Origin of the sequence: Dietzia maris (genome assembly GCF_036287335.1) — a bacterium.
In the GTDB taxonomy this organism is placed as follows: domain Bacteria; phylum Actinomycetota; class Actinomycetes; order Mycobacteriales; family Mycobacteriaceae; genus Dietzia; species Dietzia cinnamea.
On sequence record NZ_CP143053.1, the window covers coordinates 1,783,810 to 1,802,825 of the forward strand.

The following is a 19,016-nucleotide window of genomic DNA, read 5'->3' on the forward strand; positions in this document are numbered from 1 at the left end:
GACCCAGACTACCCGCCGGTGCCCGGCCACGTGCAGGGTGTTCTGGGGGCCGATCAGGCGTCGTCGAGCATGTCCTCGGTGACCACGGACTCGGTGTCCGGGATCCCGAGCTCGGCGGCCTTGCGGTCCGCCATCGACAGCAGTCGCCGGATGCGTCCGGCGACCGCGTCCTTGGTCATGGGCGGGTCGGCGAGCTGTCCGAGTTCCTCCAACGAGGACTGGCGGTGTTGGACGCGGAGCTCGCCGGCCGCTAGAAGGTGGTCAGGGACGTCCTCGGCGAGGATTTCCAGCGCCCGCTGGACGCGGGCCGCGGCCGCGACGGCCGCGCGGGCGGACCGGCGGAGGTTGGCGTCGTCGAAGTTAGCCAACCGGTTGGCGGTGGCGCGGACCTCGCCACGCGAACGACGCTCCTCCCAGACGTCCCTGGTCGACGTGGCCCCGAGGCGGGCCAGTAGGACCCCGATCGCCTCCGCGTCGCGAATGACCACCCGGTCCCCTCCCCGCACTTCGCGGGCCTTGGCGGTGACGCCGAGTCGGCGCGCGGTACCCACGAGCGCCATCGCCGCCTCCGCTCCGGGGGCGGTCACCTCGAGGGCGGACGAGCGACCGGGCTTGGTGAGCGACCCGTGCGCGAGGAACGCCCCCCGCCACGCGGCCTCGGCCGCCGCGACGGACCCCCCGACCACGGCCGCGGGGAGCCCGCGGACGGCCCGACCGGCGTTGTCGATGAGCCCCAGCTGGCGGGCGAGGTCGGCGCCCCGGTCGATGACGCGGAGGACGAACTTGCGGGCCGGCCGGCCGCCCGAACCCCCGATCGGGTGGATCTCGCAGGTCACGGAGAAGAGGGCGTCGAGTTCGGCGGCGAGCCGATCGGCGATCTCGCCGGAGTCGACCTCCGCCTCGATGACGAGTCGGCCGGAGAGGACCTGGAGCGTTCCGGCGAACCTCAACAGCGCGGCGACCTCGGCCCTCCTGGTCTCGGTGTTCCCGACGGGGACCCTCACCAGTTCGGACTTGACCTGTGCGGTCAGCGACACGCCCTGCTCCTTCGTTCTCGGTCGTCACCCCGCGCCCCCTGGCAGCGAGGCGGCGAGTGCCGTCGCCAGCGAGGCGGGGTCGTGGACAGCCCTCATGGTCCCATCCGAGCCGGTCTCGGCTATCTCCGCGGTCACCACGCGGGCGCCCAGTCCTGCCGCCGCGCGCTCGAGGTGCTCGCGTTCGGTGGCGCTGAGCGGCATCCGCGGGTCCACGAGCAGGACGTCGACGTCTACCCGAGGCGCGTGCTGGCGCAGGACGTGCAGATGCTGCTCCGCGGAGAAGCCCGCCGTCTCCCCCGGCTGCGGGGCGAGGTTGAGAACGAGGGCCTTGGTGGCGGCGGTCCGCGTGAGGGCCGCCGCGATCTCCGGTACGAGGACGTTGGGGATGACGCTGGTGAACCACGAGCCGGGGCCGAGCACGACGAGGTCGGCCTGCTCGATCGCCTCGACCACCCCGTCCGCGGCGGGCGGGGCGTCGGGGATCAGCCGCACGCGTCGGACGCTGCCCGGCGTGGTCGCCACGGCCACCTGCCCGATGATGGTGCGCACGACCCTGGGGTCGGCCTCGAGACCGACGACCTCGGCCGCGATGTCGAGGGCCACCGGGGACATGGGCAGGACCCGTCCCGTGACGCCGAGGATCGAGCCGACCGCGTCGAGGGCCTCGATCGGGTCGCCGAGGAGTTCCCACAGTCCGGCGAAGACGAGGTTGCCGACGGCGTGCCCCGCCAGGGCCCCGGTACCGCCGTAGCGGTGCTGGAAGAGCCTCGTGAGGCGGGCGTGTTCGTCGTCCTCACCGGCGAGGGCGCACAGCGCCATGCGCAGGTCGCCGGGCGGGAGGATGCCGAGCTCGCGGCGCAGGCGGCCCGAGGAGCCCCCGTCGTCGGCGACGGTGACCACCGCGGTGACGTGGTCGGCGACGAGCCGACCGGCCTTCAGGGTCGCCGAGAGGCCGTGGCCGCCGCCGAGCGCGACGAGCGAGGGGATCCGCTTCGTGGGTTCCGTCATCGCCGGGTCACTCCCGTCCGAGGTCGCGGTGGCGGACGTGAACGTCGACCGCGTCCAGGCCGGTCAACCGGCCCGCGAGGGACTCGGAGATGGCCACGCTGCGGTGCTTGCCGCCGGTGCACCCCACGGCGATGGTCATGTACCGCTTGCCCTCGCGTCGGTAGCCGGTCATCGCGAGCCGGATCATCGTCACGGCGGCGCGCAGGTACTCCTCGATCGACTCGTCCGCCAGGACGTAGTCCTGCACCGGCTTGTCGCGCCCCGTGTGCGGTTGGAGTTCGTGGATCCAGTGCGGGTTGGGCAGGAAGCGCATGTCGAGGAGCATGTCGACGTCCACCGGGACCCCGTACTTGAAGCCGAACGACTCGACGGTGAGGTGGAAGTCGAACCCCAGGTCGCCGAACGGCGTCTCCAGACGGTGGCGCAGGTCGTGAACGCTGAGCGCGGTCGTGTCCACGACGACGTCTGCGCGTCCGCGCAGACCCTCGAGGGTCCTGCGTTCCCGGGTGATGCCGTCGATGAGCCCGCCGCCGGACTGCAGGGGGTGCGAGCGGCGCACATTGTTGAACCGGTTCACCAGCGCCTCGTCCGAGGCGTCCAGGAACAGGATGCGGGACCTCTGTCGGCCGGCGAACAGCTCGAGCAGCTCACCCAGGTGCTCGTCGAAGCCCAGGCTGCGCGTGTCGGCGACGATCGCGAGACGGCGGGGTTCGTCGGCCGAGTCGTCGAAGCGGCCGAGGAACTCCCCCACGAAGGACAGCGGAAGGTTGTCCACGACGTACCACCCGAACTCCTCGAGGACTTTCGAGGCGGTCCCCTTTCCGGCTCCCGACATACCGCTGATTAGGAGGAGCTCACGCCCCCGGTCCTTGTCGCCGTCGTCGTCCATCGTGTCACCTCGCGTCGTTCGTCGCGGCCGACTCCGGCCGCCCCGCCGAGTCTTCCACGTCGGTGCCGTCCGTGTCCCCGGGCTCGGAGTCGGCATCGGCCGACCCACCGCTTCCGAGCGTCGCGAGGATCGACGCCGCGACGCCGGGACCGATGCCGGGGACCGTGCACAGGTCCTCCACGGTGGCGGCGCGCAGCGCGGAGACGGTGGGGAACTTCTCGACCAGCGCCGCGCGGCGGGCGGGGCCGAGACCGGGGACGTCGTCGAGTACGGAGGCGGTCATCCGCTTGGAGCGCGCGCCCCGATGCGCGCGGATGGCGAACCGGTGGGCCTCGTCGCGCAGGCGCTGGAGCAGGAACAGGCCCTCGCCGTGACGCGGGAAGATCGCCGGGTACTCCTCGCCCGGCAGCCAGATCTCCTCGAGTCGCTTGGCGATGCCGATGACCGGGACGTCGGTGACGCCGAGCTCGGACAGCACCTCGGCGGCCGCCTCGACCTGCGGGCGCCCGCCGTCGACGACGAACAGCTGCGGCGGATAGGCGAACCGGCGGGCGGGCGGGGCCGCCTCCGGGTCGCCCGCCTCGTCGTCGACCGGTCCGTCCGTCTCGTCCGGGGTGAGCGCCGGGTCCTCGTGATGACGACGGAAGCGTCGGCGGGTGACCTCGGCGATGCTCGCCACGTCGTCCGAGTGACCGTCCCCCGCGGCGTCGCGGATGCGGTACAGGCGGTAGTCGCTCTTCCGGGGGATGCCGTCCTCGAACACCACGAGCGAGGCCATGACGTCCGTGCCCTGGGTGTGCGAGATGTCCACGCACTCGATGCGCAGGGGCGCGGAGTCCAGCTCGAGGGTCTCCTGGATCTCCTGCAGGGCGGCGGAGCGCGCGGTGAGGTCGCCGCTGCGACGCAGCTTGTGCTGGGTCAGGGCCTCGACGGCGTTGCGGTGGACCGTCTCGGCCAGGGCCCGCTTGTCCCCGCGCTGCGGCACCCGCAGGGAGACCCGGGAGCCGCGCAGGCCCGAGAGCCAGTCGGCGAGCTCCTCCGAGTCCTCGGGCAGGGCCGGCACCAGCACCTCGCGGGGCACGGCGGAGGCGATATCGCCGGACTCGGCGGCCTCGGCCAGGTCGGCCTCCCCGCCGTAGAACTGGGCGAGGTAGTCGGACACCACGCCGGGGATCGCGCGGGCCGCGTCGAACTCGCCGTCCTCGTCGATCCCGTGCGCGTGCTCGACCACCCAGCCGCGCTGGCCGCGGATACGTCCGCCGCGGACGTGGAAGACCTGGACCGACACCTGGAGCTCGTCGACCTCGACGCCCACGATGTCGGCGTCGGTTCCGTCGCCCAGGACCACGGCCTGCTTCTCCATGGCCCGGCGCATCGCCCCGAGGTCGTCACGCAGCCGCGCGGCGCGCTCGAAGTCCAGATCGGCGGAGGCCTCCATCATCTGCTTCTCGATGCGCCGCATGATGGCGTCGGTCCGCCCGGCGAGGAAGTCGATGAGTTCATTGACGATCAGCCGGTGCTCGTCCGGGGTGACCCGGCCGATGCACGGGGCCGCGCACTTGTCGATGTAGCCGAGCAGGCAGGGCCGCCCGAGCTGGGCCTGACGTTTGTACACGCCGGCCGAGCACGAGCGCACGGGGAACACCCGCTGCAGGGTGTCGAGGGTGTCGCGGATTGCCCACGCGTGGGAGTAGGGGCCGAAGTAGCGGGTGCCGGGCCGGCGGGGGCCGCGGTAGACGAACGCGCGCGGCACCTCCTCGCCGACGGTGACGGCGAGCATCGGGTAGGTCTTGTCGTCGCGGTAGCGGACGTTGAACCGCGGGTCGTACTTCTTGATCCACGTGTACTCGAGCTGCAGCGCCTCGACCTCGGTCGAGACGACGGTCCACTGCACGCCGGCGGCGGAGGTGACCATCTGCCGGGTGCGCGGGTGCAGCAGTGACAGATCGGCGAAGTACGAGCTGAGCCGACTGCGGAGGTTCTTGGCCTTGCCCACGTAGATGACGCGTCCGTGCTCGTCACGGAAGCGGTACACCCCCGGCTCGGTGGGTATCGAGCCGGGGGCCGGGCGGTAGGAACGCGGGTCGGCCACGGCGCGTCAGCGGTCGGCGACGGTCTCGGGGTCGGCGGCCGAGGGCTTGTGGGCGCGGATGACGTCGCGCAGTCGCGACATGGCCTCGACGCCGTCCCGGCCGTCGAAGGACTGGATCGCCCAGATCCCCGCGTGTTCATAGGCCGGCAGTTCCAGCCGGGGCCAGTAGCTCGAGCGGGGGAAGGTCACGCCCACGATGTCCTCCCAGCTCCACCCCCGGGTCCGGAGGGGGCCGCGCAGTTCGACGCCCTGCTCGCCGGCGCGGACGCGGATGCGCAGGAGGGTGAGCAGGACGCCGGCGAAGATGAGGCCGGTGACGACGAAGGCCAGCTGGTCGGCGACGCCGATCGTCACGCCGGTGTCCCCGCGGACGAGGATGACGGCCCACACGACGTGGATGATGACGATGAGCACCGCCAGCGCGATCACGGTGGTGCGCATCCGGCGCGGGGTGTGCTCGAACTCCCAGGTGCCGTTCATCGGATGGTCCTCAGTTCGCGCAGGGCGATGGCGGCGCCGAGCGCGGCGGCCACCGCCTCCCCGCCCTTGTCCTCCGCTGCGCCCTCGTGGCCGTCGCGGTCGCGGGCCTGGTCCTCGTCCTCGGTGGTGAGGACGCCGTGGGCGACGGGCGTGGCCTCGTCGAGGGCGATCCGGGTGAGGCCGTCGGTCACCGAGCGGCAGACGTAGTCGAAGTGGGGCGTGGCGCCCCGGATGACGACGCCGAGCGCGACCACGGCGTCGTGGGTGCGCGCGAGCTCCTGCGCCACGACGGGCAGTTCCACGGCCCCGGTGACGCGGGCGAGGGTGACGGCCGCTCTGGAGGCCTCGGCGACGGCCAGTGCCCGGTCCACGAGCTGGGTGCAGATCTCCTGGTGCCATGTCGAGGCCACCACGCCGAGCCGCAGCCCGCGGGCGTCGGGGACGACCGGTTCAGGCCTTCCGCTGCCGCTCATCGCTGATCCTCTCCGTTCACGTCGGCGCCCGCCGGGCCGGCCGGCCCGGCCGGCCCTTCGTCGAGCCCCTCGAGCAGGTGGCCCATACGGTCCCGTTTCGTGCGCAGGTACCTCAGGTTCTCGGGGGTCACCGCGGTGGGCATGGGCACCCTGGCCACCACCTCCACTCCACCGGCGCGCAGGGCGTCGGCCTTGGCGGGGTTGTTGGTCATGAGCCGGACCCGGGTGACCCCGAGGTCGCGCAGCATCTGCGCGGCGAGACTGAAGTCACGGGCGTCGGCGGGCAGGCCCAGGTCGAGGTTGGCGTCGACGGTGTCGCGGCCCGAGTCCTGGAGCTGGTAGGCGCGGAGCTTCTGGACGAGGCCGATCCCCCGGCCCTCGTGGCCCCGCATGTAGAGGACGATCCCGCGTCCCTCCTCGCATACGGCGGCGACCGCGGCGTCGAGCTGCGGGCCGCAGTCGCACCGCAGGGAGTGGAAGACGTCACCGGTGAGGCACTCGGAGTGGATCCGGACCGAGACCGGCTCGTCGCCGGAGACGTCGCCGGCGACCATGGCCACGTGCTCGACGCCCTGGAGGGTGTCGCGGTAGCCGTGGGCGGTGAGGGTGCCGGCGGGGGTGGGCACGCGGGCCGCGGCCTCGTGGACCACCTGCACCTCGTGTGCACGCCGCCAGGCCTGCAGTGCCTCGATGGTCACCATCGCCAGGCCGTGCTCGTCGGCGAACCGCCGCAGCTCGGGGGTGCGGGCCATGGTCGTGGGATCGTCCTCGGAAACGATCTCGCAGATCACGCCGGCGGGACGCACGCCGGCCAGTCGGGCGAGGTCGACCGCGGCCTCGGTGTGACCGGGCCGCGTGAGGACGCCGCCGGGCCGGGCGCGCAGGGGCACCACGTGGCCGGGGCGGGTGAAGTCCCCGGGCACGGTGTCGTCGGCGGCGAGCAGCCGCGCGGTGCGGGCGCGGTCGGCGGCGGAGATACCGGTGGACACGCCGGTGCGGGCGTCCACGGTCACGGTGTAGGCGGTGTCGTGGCGGTCCTCGTTGATGGCCCGCATCGGCGGCAGGTCCAGGCGGAGGCAGTCCTCGGGCTCGAGTGCGACGCACACGTACCCGGAGGAATACCGGACGAGGAAGCCCATGAGTTCGGGGGTGGCGAGCTCGGCGGCGAAGATCAGGTCGCCCTCGTTCTCGCGGTCCTCGCTGTCCACCACCACCACGGCCCGTCCCGCCGCGATGTCGGCGATGGCTCGCTCGATGCCGTCGAAGGTGGTCACTGGTGCGGGGTCTCCTCGTGTCTGACGAGCCCGGGCGGCGGCCGCGGGTCCGGGCTCAAGTATGGCGCATCCGGTCAGCGGGACCCGCCACCGCGTCCGTCCAGCAGCCGCTCGACGTACTTCGCCAGCACGTCCACCTCGAGGTTGACCGCGTCCCCGTGGGCCAGGCCACCGAGGATCGTGGCCTCGAGGGTGGTGGGGATGAGCGACACCTCGAACCAGGCGTCGGCCTCGCCGGGCGCGCTCACCGCCGAGACGGTGAGCGAGGTGCCGGAGACGGTGATGGAGCCCTTCTCCACGACGTAGCGGGCGAGGTCGCCGGGCAGGGAGATCCGTAGGACGTGCCAGTGCTCGTGCTCGACGCGGCTGACGACGCGGCCGGTGCCGTCGACGTGCCCCTGGACGATATGGCCGCCGAAGCGGGCGTCGGCGCGCATGGCGCGCTCCAGGTTGACGGGGTCACCGGGCGCGAGGGCGGCGAGCGCGGTGCGGTCGAGCGTCTCGGCCATGACGTCCACGTCGAAGTGGGCGCCGGGCTCCCACTCGGTGACGGTGAGGCAGACCCCGTTGACGGCGATCGAGTCGCCGTGGCCCGCGTCGGAGGTGGCCAGCGGGCCGCGGATCCGCAGCCTCGCGGAGTCTCCCCGCCGGTCGATCGATTCGAGGGTGCCGAGCTCCTCAACGATTCCGGTGAACATCAGCGGGGTCCTCTCGTCGGTGGGGTGGCGGGCGCCTGCGTGTCGGGCGCCGCGGGCGTGGGTCGGGTGGTCGGCGCCGTCATGCGCAGGTGGACGTCGGCGCCGAGGACGGTGATCTCGCGGACGGTGAAGCCGTGCGCGTCGGCGAGCGTGGCGACGCCGGCCCCCTCGACGGCCGACCGTCCGCCGCCGAGGACGAGCGGGGCGATGTAGGCGTCGACCTGGTCGACGAGCCCGGCGGCCAGGAACGCCCCGGCCAGGCGCGGGCCGCCCTCGACGAGGACGTGACACACGTCCCCGAGCATCGCGAGCGCCTCGGCGGGGTCCCGGGTGGCGAGGTGCCGGAACCGGCCGTCGTCCCCGCGGACGGCCGCGTCGGCGGGCACGGCGGACAGGCCCATCACCGCCCGGAGGGGCTGGCGTGGGGCGGGGCGTCCGTCGTCTAGGCGGGCGGTCAGAGCGGGGTCGTCGGCGGTGAGGGTCCCGGTGCCGACGACGAGGGCGTCGATCTCCTGCCGCCTCGCGTGTGCGTGGTGTCGCGAGACGGGCCCGGTGATCCACCTGCTCGACCCGTCTGCCGCGGCCACCCTGCCGTCCAGGCTGGCCGCGTACTTCCAGGTGACGAACGGTCGGCCGTGGGCCTGCCGGTGGAGCCACGCCCGGAGCGGGCCGTCCCCGGCGGCGCGGACCTCGTCGTCGTCGCCCCTGGACACGTCGACCCCCGCCCGCCGCAAGGTGTCGGCACCGCCGGCCGCCACGGGGTTCGGGTCGGACACGGCGTACACCACGCGCGCGACGCCCGCGGCCAGGGCCCGCGCGGTGCAGGGGCCCGTGCGGCCGTGGTGATCGCACGGCTCCAACGTCACGACGAGCGTGCCACTCCGCGCCCGGTCGCCGGCCTCGTCCAGGGCGACCACCTCGGCGTGCCGGCCGCCCGGCGCCTCGGTGGCGCCGCGACCGACGACCGCACCGGCGGCGTCGAGCACCACCGCGCCGACCGGGGGGTTGGGCGTGCTCACCCCGAGAGCGGCCCGCGAGAGGGCGATCGCCTCGGCGAGGGCGGCCCGCTCCCGGCGGCGCGACGCCGACGCCTCCGGGGTCGACCCGGGGGGGACGGTCTCGTCGGGCACGGTCACGCCCGCGCGGCGAGCGCCCGGTCGCGCAGGGTCCCGATCATCGCGTCGGGGTCCGGCGCGCCGTAGACGGCCGAGCCGGCCACGAACACGTCACAGCCGGCGGCCGCGCACTCCCCGATCGTGTCGGCGTCGATCCCGCCGTCGATCTGGATGCGGACGTCGAGACCGCGGCGGTCGATCTCGGCACGCAGGGCGCGGACCTTGTCGAGCGACTCGGGCATGAACTTCTGACCGCCGAAGCCCGGCTCGACGCTCATCACGAGGACCAGGTCCACGTGGTCGAGCACCTCGAAGCACATCTCGGCGGGCGTGCCCGGCTTGATCGAGATCCCGGCACGGCTGCCCTTGACGTGCAGCAGGTCCGCCACCGCCACCGGGTCGTCGGCCGCCTCGAGGTGGAAGGTCACGTTCGCGGCGCCCGCGTCGACGTAGTCCCCGACCCAGCGCAGCGGGTTCTCGATCATGAGGTGGCAGTCCATGGGCTTGTCGGTCACCCGGCCGACCGCAGCGGCGACCGGCGCGCCGAACGACAGGTTGGGCACGAAGTGGCCGTCCATGACGTCCACGTGGATCCAGTCGGCGGACGGGATGCGCTCGATCTCGCGGTCGAGTCGGGCGAAGTCGGCGGACAGGATCGACGGCGCGATGAGCGGCTGGTACGACATGCCGCCCAGTCTAGGCGGGCCGCGTCAGCGGGTCCGCCGCAGCGCCGCCATGAACATCGCGTCGGTGCCGTGCCGGTGCGGCCACAGCTGCACCCACGGCCCCTCCCCCGACCCGTCGGGCGGGCCGCCGACCGCGCCGCCGATGTCCGCGAGGATCTCGCGCACGTCGAGCGTCTCCACGTCGTCCCGGCGCGCGGCCTCGCGGACCACCGACACGGTCTCCGACAAATGCGGCGAGCACGTCGCGTACAGCACCACACCCCCCGGTCGGACCAGTCGCATCGCCGAGTCCAGCAGCTCGCGCTGCAGAGAGACCAGCGCGGGGATGTCCGCGGCCGTCTTGCGCCACCGCGCCTCGGGGCGCCGGCGCAGCGCGCCCAGGCCCGAGCACGGCGCGTCGAGGAGGACGCGGTCGAAGCCGGGCTCGAGGCCGGGATCGCGGCCGTCGGCCGTGTGCACCGTCACCGGAAGGTCCCGGGTGGCCTCACGGACCAGGTCGGCGCGATGCGGCGACACCTCGACGCCGGTGAGGGTCCCGCCCTCGATCTCCGCGAGCGCGCCCAGCATGACCGCCTTGCCGCCGGGGCCGGCGGCGAGATCGAGCCAGCGTCCGCCGTCCGGCCCGTCGAGTGGCGCGCGTGCGGCGGCGAGCGCGACCAGCTGGCTGCCCTCGTCCTGGACCGCGGCCAGCCCCTCCCGCACGGCGTCGAGCGTGCCCGGGTCGCCCGAGTCGAGGTGCACCGCGTACGGCGACAGCTCGCCCTCGCGGCCCCCCGTGACCAACGCGAGTTCCTCGGCGGAGATCGCGCCCGGCCGGGCGGCCAGGTGGACCCTGGGCCGCGCGTCGTCCGCGGCGAGCAGCTCGGGCAGCTCCCCGGCGGCCGCACCGAGCGAGTCGGCGAACGCCCGGGCGATCCACTCCGGGTGGGCGGTGCCGATGGCCATTCTCGCCACCGGGTCGGTCACGCCGTCGCGTAGCGCCTCCACCCACGCGTCCGCGTCGCGCGCCGAGATCTTGCGCAGGACCGCGTTGACGAACGCACCTGCGCGGCCGAGCCCCGCGGTGCGGGCCGCCTCCACGCTGGTGTCGACGGCCGCGTGCGCGCCGATGCGCGTGAACAGCAGCTGGTAGGCGCCCAGGCGGATCAGATCGAGCACCGGCGGGTCGATCTCCTCGACGGGGCGCGACGAGGCGAGGGTGATGATGCGGTCGAGGAGCCCCTGCGCGCGGAGCGTGCCGTAGGTCAGCTCGGTCGCCAGGGCGGCGTCGCGGGTGTCGAGCTTCGCCCGGCGCAGCTCGGCCGGCAGCGTGAGGTTGGCGTAGGCCGCGCGCTCGCGGACCGCCGCCATGACCGTCAGGGCCACGGACCTCGCGTCGGGCCGTCGCTGCGCTCGCTGCTGGTCGCCCGACCGCTGCCGGCCACCTTGCTGCTGCCGGTCACCAGACCGCTGCCGGGCTCCCGAACGCGGTCCCCCTGACCGTTGCTGGCCGCCCGACCGTGGGCGACCTGCGCCCGTGTCCCGGGGGCTACCTCCGCCGTCTCCGCGCTTCGGAGCGTCACCGCGGCGCCCGCTGCCGCCGCTTCCGGCGCCACGGCCCCGTTCGCTGCCGCCGTTTCCGGCGCCGCGACCCCGTCCGCCGTCGGCGCTCACTCGAAGGCCGCCTCGGCGTCGAGGCGCGCACCGCGGACCCAGTTGAGTGCGTCCATCATCCTCTTGCCCGGGGGTTGGATGGTCTCGAGCACCATGGGAGCGGAGGCCGTGCCCACGTGCACGGCCTTCTTGTCCCACGCGATACGGCCGGGCTCGAGGTCGGGGGCGGTCTCCTCGGCCGGGCGGGCCGAGCCGATCTTCACCCGCTCGCCGCCGAGTGTCGTCCACGCACCGGGCGCCGGGGTGACCGACCGGATGTGTCGATCGACCGCCAGGGCGGGGTCGGACCACCGCACCCGCGCGTCGTCGACGGTGAGCTTCCCCGCGTGGGAGACGCCATCGGTCGGTTGCGGTACCGGGCGCAACTCCCCCGCCTCGAGGCCGTCGAGCGTCGCGACCAGCAGACCGGCCCCGGACTCGGACAGTCGCCCGAGCAGGTCGCCGGCGGTGTCGCGTGGCCGGATCGTCTCGGTCATCGTTCCCAGCACGGGGCCGGTGTCCATCCCCTCGTCGAGCCGGAACGTCGTGGCGCCGGTGACCTCGTCACCGGCCGCGATGGCGGCGTTGACGGGGGCGGCCCCCCGCCACGCGGGCAGGAGGGAGAAGTGCAGGTTGATCCAACCGTGCGCCGGGATGTCCAGAACGGGCCGTGGGACGAGGTGTCCGTAGGCGACCACGGGGACGGCGTCGGGCGCCAGTTCACGCAGCCGCTCGGCGAACCCGGAATCGCGGGCGTTGGGCGGGGTGAGGACCTCGATTCCCGCCGCGTCGGCGGCGGCCGCGACGGGACTGCGGGACAGCCCGCGGCCACGTCCGGTGCGCGCGTCGGGTCGGGAGACCACGGCCACCACCTCGTGGCGGTCGCTGTCGAGGAGAGCCCGCAGGGACGGGACGGCGACGTCGGGGGTGCCGGCGAAGACGAGGCGCATCGGTCACCTCACCGCCATGGCGTCGGAGAGCTGGTCGTAGACGACCCCGGCGCTGACGGCGGCGCTGCCGAACCACGCTGACGAGCGGATCTCGGCCATCGCGGCGCGGCGACGTTCCGGGGTGAGCCGCTGGAGGAACAGCACCCCGTCGAGGTGGTCGATCTCATGCTGGACAGCGCGGGCGAGGATGCCCTCCGCCTCGAAGCTGACCGGGTCACCCTTCATGTCGAACCCGCGTGCGCGGACCCGGGCGAACCGCTCCGTGGGCATCGACACCCCCGGGATGGACAGACAGCCCTCGTTGACCTCGGTGGTCTCGTTCCCGATGGCTTCCCATTCCGGGTTGACCAGGTGGCCCCGACGTCCTCCACAGGTGTAGACGAACACGCGGGTGGACAGGCCGATCTGCGGGGCCGCGAGACCGGCGCCCTCCTCGTGCGCGACCGTGTCCATGAGGTCCGTCACCGTCCGCGCCAGCCGGTCGTCGAAGGAGGTGACGGGATCAGCGGCGGTCCTCAGGACGGGATCGCCGAAGAGCCGGACGGGGTGGACGGGCATGCGTATCGGGTCTCCTCGGGGCGACGGTGATGAACAGCCATTCTAGGCGCTGCGTCAGTCATCCGATGTTCACGGGATCCAGGCGGACGCGCAGCGGATGGGTGGATCGTCTGCCCGCCCGCCGGACGATGAGGGCGCGCAGCTCCGCGGCGACGTCGTTCAGCATCGCCGGGGGGACCCGCAGGAGGACCCGCTCGGGATCCTCCACCTCGTCATGGCCGGGCAGCTCCTCGCCAGGGGGGAGGTCCACCGGGCCGAGCACCTCGACGCTGTCGGCGAACCGGAAGTCCTCGAGGAACTCCGCCAGCGCCGCCGCGGGGCCGTCGACCGCCATCATGTGGACCGCCGGGGGGAACCCGACCTCGGCGCGGTCGGCGAGCTCGCGCTCCGCCCAGCCCTGTGGGTCCCACCGGACCAACGCCTGGGCGACCGCGGACCCGGAGTCCGCCGACAGGAACACCCTGCCACCCTCGTCGGCCGGGCGGACGAGCCCGGCGGCGCCGATCCACAGCCGGAGCGCGTTCTGCACAGCCCTCAGGTCGGGCCGGCCGAGCAGCGCCCACGAGTCCAACAGCAGCGCGGCGCCGTAACCGCCGTCGGCGACGGGCTCCGCGCCGGGGGTGGACACGATGATCGCGGGACTCGCGGGCACGGAGTCGAGGATCTCCCCTCCCCCGCTCGTGCGGATCCGCACCCCGGGGAACATCCGGCCCAACTCCTCGGCGGTGCGCCCCGCGCCCACGACCCCGGCGCGCAACGCACGCGATCCGCAGGCCACGCACCGGAACCCCGGCTCGGGCGCCCCGCACCACCCGCACGCCAGCTCGACCGGCCCGTAGACCTCGTCCATGCGGCCGGCGCGCAGGGGGCCGTTGCAGCGACGACACCGGGCGGGCGTCCGGCAGGAACCGCACAGCAGAGTGGGGATGTACCCCTTCCGGGGAACCTGGACCAGGACCGGCGCGTCGACGTCGATCGACTCGCGGGCCATCGTCAACGCGACGGCCGGCAGGCGCGTGCGGCCGCCCGCGACGTCGCGTGCCTGGAGCGGGTCGGCGTCCGTCACGGCCACCACGCGCGGGGCCAGCTCGCGGACCAGGCCGGCGCGGGGCCGGATCTCGTGTGCCCAGCCGGTCCTCACGTACTCCGCGACTTCCGGCGTCCGGTCCACCGACGTCAGCAGGAGCGGGGTGCCCTCCAGCGCGGAACGCTGGGCGGCGACATCACGCGTGTGCGGATACGGAGCGCGGGGTTCGACGAAGGAGTCGTCACCGTCGTCGTGCAGCACGATGAGGCCCGGTTCGGGGAGCGGGGCGAAGACGGAGCTGCGTGTGCCCACGACGATCCGTGCATGCCCGCGGACCGCGCGCAGCCAGCGTCGGTACCTGGCGGAGGGGCCCACTCCCGCGGACAGGTCGGCGACGAGGTCCCGGCCGGCCGCTCCGCCCCCGACCACCTCGCGGCACGCCCCGGCGAGGCGGTCGACGTCACGTTGGTCCGGGACGATGAGCAGCACCTGCAGACCCCGTCGTCGGACGGAGTCGGCGAGTGCGGCCAACGACCGCGCCCAGTCCCGGCCGGGCGGCACCGTCCACACCCCCCGGGCCGGCACACCGCCGGTGACCGCCTCGAGGAACCTGGCGACCATCGGGTGGTCCTCCCAGCCCGCCGGTAGTTCGACCGGGCCGATCGACACCCCCTCGGGCGCGCCGGGCTCGGGCACGGACTTCTCCGCCGCCGCGTGCCGGGGCGGGATGGCCAGTCGGAGCACGTCGGACCGCGTGCCCACCCACCGGCGCGCGACGAGGTCCACCAGGCGCAACAGCGCCGGGGTGAGGACGGGTTCCGGGGAGACCACGCGTTCGAGCCAGGCGAGCTCGCCCTGGTGGTCGGTGTGGGCCGCGCGTTCGACGAGGAAACCGTCGACAAGTCGGCCGGCGAAACGCACCCGCACGCGTACGCCGGGGCGAGCCTCGGCCGACATCGACTCGGGCACCCGGTAGTCGAACTCGCGGTCGAGGTGGGGTACCCCGAGCAACGGCAGAACCCGGGCCACGGGGCGCTCGGCCGCCGCGACCCGGGTCGCCGGGCGCGTTGTCGTCACGTCGGAAATCCTCGCACCCCGCTACGACACCCAGGTGCGACGGCTCTACAGTCCGGCGGCCGTCCTGAGGTCCTCGACGCGGTCGGTGCGCTCCCAGGGCAGGTCGACGTCGGTGCGTCCGAAGTGGCCGTAGGCCGCGGTGGGGGCGTAGATGGGCCGCTTGAGGTCCAGGTCGCGGATGATGGCGCCCGGGCGCAGGTCGAACACCTCGGTCACGGCCTGCTGCAGACGGTCGATCTCGACCTTCTCGGTGCCGAAGGCCTCGACGAACAGGCCGACGGGGGCGGCCTTGCCGATGGCGTAGGCGACCTGGACCTCGACGCGCTCGGCCAGCCCGGCGGCGACGATGTTCTTGGCGACCCAGCGCATTGCGTACGCGGCGGAGCGGTCGACCTTGGACGGGTCCTTGCCCGAGAAGGCGCCGCCGCCGTGACGGGCCATGCCGCCATAGGTGTCGACGATGATCTTGCGTCCGGTCAGACCGGCGTCGCCCATCGGGCCACCGAGCACGAACCGGCCCGTGGGGTTGACCAACAGGCGGAAGTCGGAGGTGTCGATGTCACCGGCCGCATCGGCCAGGACCGGGTCGATCACGTGGGCGGTGAGGTCGTCACGCAGCGTGGTCTCGAGGTCGATGCCGTCGGCGTGCTGGGTGGAGATGACGATGGTGTCCAGACGCACCGCGCGGTCGCCGTCGTACTCGATGGTGACCTGGGTCTTGCCGTCCGGGCGCAGGTAGTCCAGGGTGCCGTCTTTGCGCACCTCGGTCAGCCGCCGGGACAGGCGGTGCGCCAGCGCGATCGGCAGCGGCATGAGCTCGGGGGTGTCCGAGCAGGCGTAGCCGAACATCAGGCCCTGGTCGCCGGCGCCCTGGCGGGCGATGGCGTCCTCGACCGACTCGGTGGAGGTGCGTGCCTCGTGGGAGGTGTCGACTCCCTGGGCGATCTCCGGGGACTGCTGGCCGATAGAGATGGACACGCCGCAGGAGACCCCGTCGAAGCCCTTGTCGGAGGAGTCGTAGCCGATCTCGACGATCTTGTCGCGGATGAGCTGCGGGATCTCCACGTAACCAGTGGTCTTGACCTCGCCGGCCACGTGGACCTGGCCGGTGGTGACCATTGTCTCCACGGCCACGCGGGCCGCCGGGTCCTGTTCCAGCATCGCGTCCAGGATCGAATCTGAGATGGCGTCACAGATCTTGTCCGGATGCCCCTCGGTCACGGACTCGCTGGTGAACAGCCGACGTGCCTGCGTCACAGTGCTTCTCTCTTCCATGGTGGGATCGCGTGTGATCGGTGCCGATCGCGTGAGAACGACACTAGTCGGTGCGGTCTGTGTCACTCCGGCGGGTCCGGCGGAGGCTGACCGCTGCGACCGCGTCGAGCAGCCGGTCGGCCAGGAGGTCCTTGCTCGCCCGGTCCAGCGTGGTCTCGGCGCCGTCGACGTCGAGGATCCAGCCCCCGTTGTCGTCCCGGCCGAAGGTGGTGTCCCGCCCGACCTCGTTGACGACGAGGAGGTCGCATCCCTTCCTCGCGAGCTTCGCCCGGCCGTGCTCGAGGACCGATCCGGAGGAGTCGCCGGTCTCGGCCGCGAAACCGACCAGGACGCAGCTGGCGGGGACGTCGCCGGCGGAGCGGGCCGCGACGAGGTCGGCCAGGATGTCCGGGTTGCGCTGCAGCCTGATCTCGGCCGGCTCGGAATCGCTGCCCTTCTTGAGTTTGGACTCGGAGACGTCCGCCGGCCGGAAGTCGGCGACGGCCGCGGCCTTGACGACGACATCGGCGTGGGCGGCGGCGCGCAGGGTCTCCTCCCGCAACTGCAGTGCGGACTCGATGTGCACGGCCTCGACGGCCGCGGGCACCGGGAGGTCCGAGGACGTCACCAACGTGACCCGGGCGCCACGGGCCGCGGCCACCGCGGCGATCGCGTGTCCCTGCTTGCCGGAGCTCCGGTTGCCGAGGAACCGGACCGGGTCGATCTCCTCGCGGGTACCGCCGGAGGTCACCACGACGCGCCGACCCGCCAGATCCCACGGCAGGGTCCCGCCGTCGAGGAAAAGCCAGGCCAGCCGGGCGATGTCCGACGGCTCGGGTAGGCGCCCGGCGCCGGTGTCGGCGCCGGTGAGGCGTCCGGAGGCCGGTGGCATGACGTGCACCCCGTCCCCGCGGAGGGTGTCGACGTTCCGCCGGGTGGCGGGGTGCTCCCACATCTCGGTGTGCATGGCCGGGGCGAGCAGGACCGGGCAGCGTGCGGTGAGCAGCGTGGAGGTGAGGAGGTCGTCCGCCCGGCCGCTCGCCGCGCGGGCGAGCAGGTCGGCGGTGGCGGGGGCGACGACGACGAGGTCCGCCCGCTGCCCGAGGGCGACGTGGCGGACGGACGGCACGTCCGAGAACACCCCGGTCGACACCGGATTTCCGGACAAAGCCTCGAAGGTGGCGGACCCGACGAAGCGCAGGGCCGCCTCGGTGGGGACGACGTCGACGTGGCATCCGGACTCGGTGAGGAGCCGGATCAGGCCGCAGGCCTTGTACGCGGCGATCCCGCCGCCCACGCCGACGACGACACGCTTGCCGCGCATGTCGTCCCCGGTGGGGCTCACTCTCCCTCGGCGCAGTCGAGCAGATCGGAGTGCAGCTCGCGCAGCGCGATGGTCAGCGGCTTCTCGTGCAGCCCCGGGTCGACCAGCGGACCGACGTACTCGAGGATGCCCTCCTCGATCTGGTTGTAGTACGAGTTGATCTGCCGCGCGCGCTTGGCGGCGAAGATTACGAGCGCGTACTTGGAGGACGCCCGCTCGAGCAGCTCGTCGATCGGGGGGTTGGTGATACCGATCGGGGTGTCGTACAGCGGGGTGGCCGCTGCGGCTTCGGTGGTGGCCACTATGGGATCTCCTCTGGGTACTGCGGGCGGTGTCTCGTGACACCCGGGTGACGCTGGGACCGGCGCTAGTCGCGGCCGACCAGCAATGATACCAACTCGTCGACGGCGGCCTCGAGTTCGTCGTTGACGATGACCACGTCGAACTCGTCGCGGGCCTCCATCTCGACCTTCGCGGTCTCGAGTCGACGGGCGACCACGTCGTGGGGTTCGGTACCCCTACCACGCAGGCGGACCTCGAGTTCTTCCCATGACGGAGGTGCCAGGAAGACGGTCGTGCCCTCGGGTAGGGACTCGCGGATCTGACGGACCCCGGCCAGATCGACCTCGATGAGGACCGGCCGACCCTCGTCCAGGGCGCGGCGGACCGGCTCGGCGGGGGTACCGGAGAGCTGGAGGCCCCGGTGGATCTCGGCCCACTCCAGCATGCGGCCCCCCGCGACCGCGTCGCGGAACTCCTCCGTGGTGACGAAGTGATAGTCGCGACCGTCGACCTCGCCGGGGCGGGGATCGCGGGTGGTCATGGAGACGCTGAAGTAGAGATCGGACAGGCGCTCGCGCAGGCGGGCGACGACGGTTGACTTGCCGACAGCGGAGGGGCCGGCCAAGACGATCAGCCGGCCCCTCTTCGCCGTCGCCTCCGGGGCGGCCCCGGACGACGGTGTGTTCATTCGCCGATCAGTCGACCGTGAAGTCGAACCGCTCGAGCAGTGCGCGACGCTGGCGGTCACCGAGACCACGCAGACGGCGCGTCGGCGCGATCTCCAGCTCGGTCATGATCTCCTGAGCCTTGACCTTGCCCACCTTCGGCAGGGCCTCGAGCAGCGCCGAGACCTTCATCTTGCCGAGGATCTCGTCGCTCTCGGCGTCCTTGAGCACCTGCTTGAGGTCGGTGCCGCCGCGCTTCAGGCGCTCCTTGAGCTCAGCCCGGGCGCGACGGGCGGCAGCCGCCTTCTCCAGAGCAGCAGCGCGCTGCTCATCGGTCAACTGGGGAAGGGCCACAATTCCTCCGTCTCGTTCGTGTGTGTCTCATGACTCACGCGGGTGTCCACCGTAGGACACCCCCGCCTGGTGTGCGGTGACCGTCCCCGGCGCGTCCGCGGGCTGCGGAACGCCTCCGGGAGCGGGCGCTCCCTCGTGCTC

At 73.1% G+C, this 19,016-nt stretch carries 19 protein-coding genes; all 19 read right to left on the bottom strand.

Going from position 1 to position 19,016, the window contains the following annotated elements; genetic code table 11:
* Positions 1–53: 53 nt before the first annotated feature.
* The gene (whiA, locus tag VYL96_RS08180) at positions 54–1,037 is read right to left on the bottom strand and encodes a DNA-binding protein WhiA (RefSeq protein WP_061228644.1); all 984 of its coding nucleotides are present in this window, start codon (positions 1,035–1,037) and stop codon (positions 54–56) included.
* Between the two features lie 24 nt (positions 1,038–1,061).
* Positions 1,062–2,045, bottom strand: a complete 984-nt coding sequence (locus tag VYL96_RS08185) for a gluconeogenesis factor YvcK family protein (RefSeq protein WP_061228645.1) — start codon at positions 2,043–2,045, stop codon at positions 1,062–1,064.
* A gap of 7 nt (positions 2,046–2,052) precedes the next feature.
* Positions 2,053–2,934 (bottom strand): RNase adapter RapZ, encoded by an 882-nt coding sequence (gene rapZ / locus VYL96_RS08190; protein ID WP_131885019.1) that lies wholly within the window; start codon positions 2,932–2,934, stop codon positions 2,053–2,055.
* Between the two features lie 4 nt (positions 2,935–2,938).
* Positions 2,939–5,026 carry an excinuclease ABC subunit UvrC gene (gene uvrC / locus VYL96_RS08195; protein WP_131885020.1) on the bottom strand — a complete coding sequence of 696 codons (2,088 nt, stop codon included), beginning with the start codon at positions 5,024–5,026 and terminating at the stop codon, positions 2,939–2,941.
* A 6-nt stretch (positions 5,027–5,032) separates the two neighbouring features.
* Positions 5,033–5,506 (bottom strand): PH domain-containing protein, encoded by a 474-nt coding sequence (locus tag VYL96_RS08200; RefSeq protein WP_061228648.1) that lies wholly within the window; start codon positions 5,504–5,506, stop codon positions 5,033–5,035.
* Positions 5,503–5,979 carry a 6,7-dimethyl-8-ribityllumazine synthase gene (ribH, locus tag VYL96_RS08205; protein ID WP_061228649.1) on the bottom strand — a complete coding sequence of 159 codons (477 nt, stop codon included), beginning with the start codon at positions 5,977–5,979 and terminating at the stop codon, positions 5,503–5,505. The genes VYL96_RS08200 and ribH overlap by 4 nt, the downstream gene beginning before the upstream one ends.
* Entirely contained in the window at positions 5,976–7,253 is a 1,278-nt protein-coding gene (locus tag VYL96_RS08210; protein WP_131885021.1) for a bifunctional 3,4-dihydroxy-2-butanone-4-phosphate synthase/GTP cyclohydrolase II, read from the bottom strand. Before VYL96_RS08210 ends, ribH begins: the two co-directional genes overlap by 4 nt.
* A gap of 74 nt (positions 7,254–7,327) precedes the next feature.
* Entirely contained in the window at positions 7,328–7,951 is a 624-nt protein-coding gene (locus tag VYL96_RS08215) for a riboflavin synthase (protein WP_061228651.1), read from the bottom strand.
* Positions 7,951–9,081: a bifunctional diaminohydroxyphosphoribosylaminopyrimidine deaminase/5-amino-6-(5-phosphoribosylamino)uracil reductase RibD gene (ribD, locus tag VYL96_RS08220; RefSeq protein ID WP_131885047.1), complete on the bottom strand. Its 1,131-nt coding sequence runs from the start codon at positions 9,079–9,081 to the stop codon at positions 7,951–7,953. The genes VYL96_RS08215 and ribD overlap by 1 nt, the downstream gene beginning before the upstream one ends.
* Positions 9,082–9,083: 2 nt before the next feature.
* Positions 9,084–9,752: a ribulose-phosphate 3-epimerase gene (gene rpe, locus VYL96_RS08225; protein ID WP_061228652.1), complete on the bottom strand. Its 669-nt coding sequence runs from the start codon at positions 9,750–9,752 to the stop codon at positions 9,084–9,086.
* Positions 9,753–9,776: 24 nt separating this feature from the next.
* Positions 9,777–11,117, bottom strand: a complete 1,341-nt coding sequence (locus tag VYL96_RS08230) for an RsmB/NOP family class I SAM-dependent RNA methyltransferase (protein ID WP_083961584.1) — start codon at positions 11,115–11,117, stop codon at positions 9,777–9,779.
* A 284-nt stretch (positions 11,118–11,401) separates the two neighbouring features.
* A complete protein-coding gene (gene fmt, locus VYL96_RS08235) occupies positions 11,402–12,334 on the bottom strand; it encodes a methionyl-tRNA formyltransferase (RefSeq protein WP_061228653.1) in 933 nt (310 codons plus the stop codon).
* Positions 12,335–12,337: 3 nt separating this feature from the next.
* Positions 12,338–12,892 (bottom strand): peptide deformylase, encoded by a 555-nt coding sequence (def, locus tag VYL96_RS08240; protein WP_007631910.1) that lies wholly within the window; start codon positions 12,890–12,892, stop codon positions 12,338–12,340.
* A gap of 58 nt (positions 12,893–12,950) precedes the next feature.
* Positions 12,951–14,996, bottom strand: a complete 2,046-nt coding sequence (locus VYL96_RS08245) for a primosomal protein N' (protein ID WP_007631912.1) — start codon at positions 14,994–14,996, stop codon at positions 12,951–12,953.
* Between the two features lie 45 nt (positions 14,997–15,041).
* On the bottom strand, positions 15,042–16,253 hold the full coding sequence (gene metK, locus VYL96_RS08250; RefSeq protein WP_007631915.1) for a methionine adenosyltransferase: 1,212 nt from the start codon (positions 16,251–16,253) through the stop codon (positions 15,042–15,044).
* Positions 16,254–16,314: 61 nt separating this feature from the next.
* A complete protein-coding gene (gene coaBC / locus VYL96_RS08255; protein WP_174521538.1) occupies positions 16,315–17,595 on the bottom strand; it encodes a bifunctional phosphopantothenoylcysteine decarboxylase/phosphopantothenate--cysteine ligase CoaBC in 1,281 nt (426 codons plus the stop codon).
* On the bottom strand, positions 17,592–17,876 hold the full coding sequence (gene rpoZ, locus VYL96_RS08260; RefSeq protein ID WP_061228655.1) for a DNA-directed RNA polymerase subunit omega: 285 nt from the start codon (positions 17,874–17,876) through the stop codon (positions 17,592–17,594). Before rpoZ ends, coaBC begins: the two co-directional genes overlap by 4 nt.
* Positions 17,877–17,941: 65 nt before the next feature.
* Positions 17,942–18,544: a guanylate kinase gene (gene gmk / locus VYL96_RS08265; protein ID WP_061228656.1), complete on the bottom strand. Its 603-nt coding sequence runs from the start codon at positions 18,542–18,544 to the stop codon at positions 17,942–17,944.
* Between the two features lie 7 nt (positions 18,545–18,551).
* Entirely contained in the window at positions 18,552–18,875 is a 324-nt protein-coding gene (gene mihF / locus VYL96_RS08270; protein WP_007631925.1) for an integration host factor, actinobacterial type, read from the bottom strand.
* Positions 18,876–19,016: the final 141 nt, after the last annotated feature.

What these genes read in the sequence shown, in the direction of transcription:
- VYL96_RS08185 (WP_061228645.1), bottom strand. Translation starts at nt 2,045, where the DNA reads ATGACGGAACCCACGAAGCGGATCCCCTCGCTCGTCGCGCTCGGCGGC.
- rapZ (WP_131885019.1), bottom strand. Translation starts at nt 2,934, where the DNA reads ATGGACGACGACGGCGACAAGGACCGGGGGCGTGAGCTCCTCCTAATC.
- VYL96_RS08200 (WP_061228648.1), bottom strand. Translation starts at nt 5,506, where the DNA reads ATGAACGGCACCTGGGAGTTCGAGCACACCCCGCGCCGGATGCGCACC.
- ribH (WP_061228649.1), bottom strand. Translation starts at nt 5,979, where the DNA reads ATGAGCGGCAGCGGAAGGCCTGAACCGGTCGTCCCCGACGCCCGCGGG.
- VYL96_RS08215 (WP_061228651.1), bottom strand. Translation starts at nt 7,951, where the DNA reads ATGTTCACCGGAATCGTTGAGGAGCTCGGCACCCTCGAATCGATCGAC.
- rpe (WP_061228652.1), bottom strand. Translation starts at nt 9,752, where the DNA reads ATGTCGTACCAGCCGCTCATCGCGCCGTCGATCCTGTCCGCCGACTTC.
- fmt (WP_061228653.1), bottom strand. Translation starts at nt 12,334, where the DNA reads ATGCGCCTCGTCTTCGCCGGCACCCCCGACGTCGCCGTCCCGTCCCTG.
- def (WP_007631910.1), bottom strand. Translation starts at nt 12,892, where the DNA reads ATGCCCGTCCACCCCGTCCGGCTCTTCGGCGATCCCGTCCTGAGGACC.
- gmk (WP_061228656.1), bottom strand. Translation starts at nt 18,544, where the DNA reads ATGAACACACCGTCGTCCGGGGCCGCCCCGGAGGCGACGGCGAAGAGG.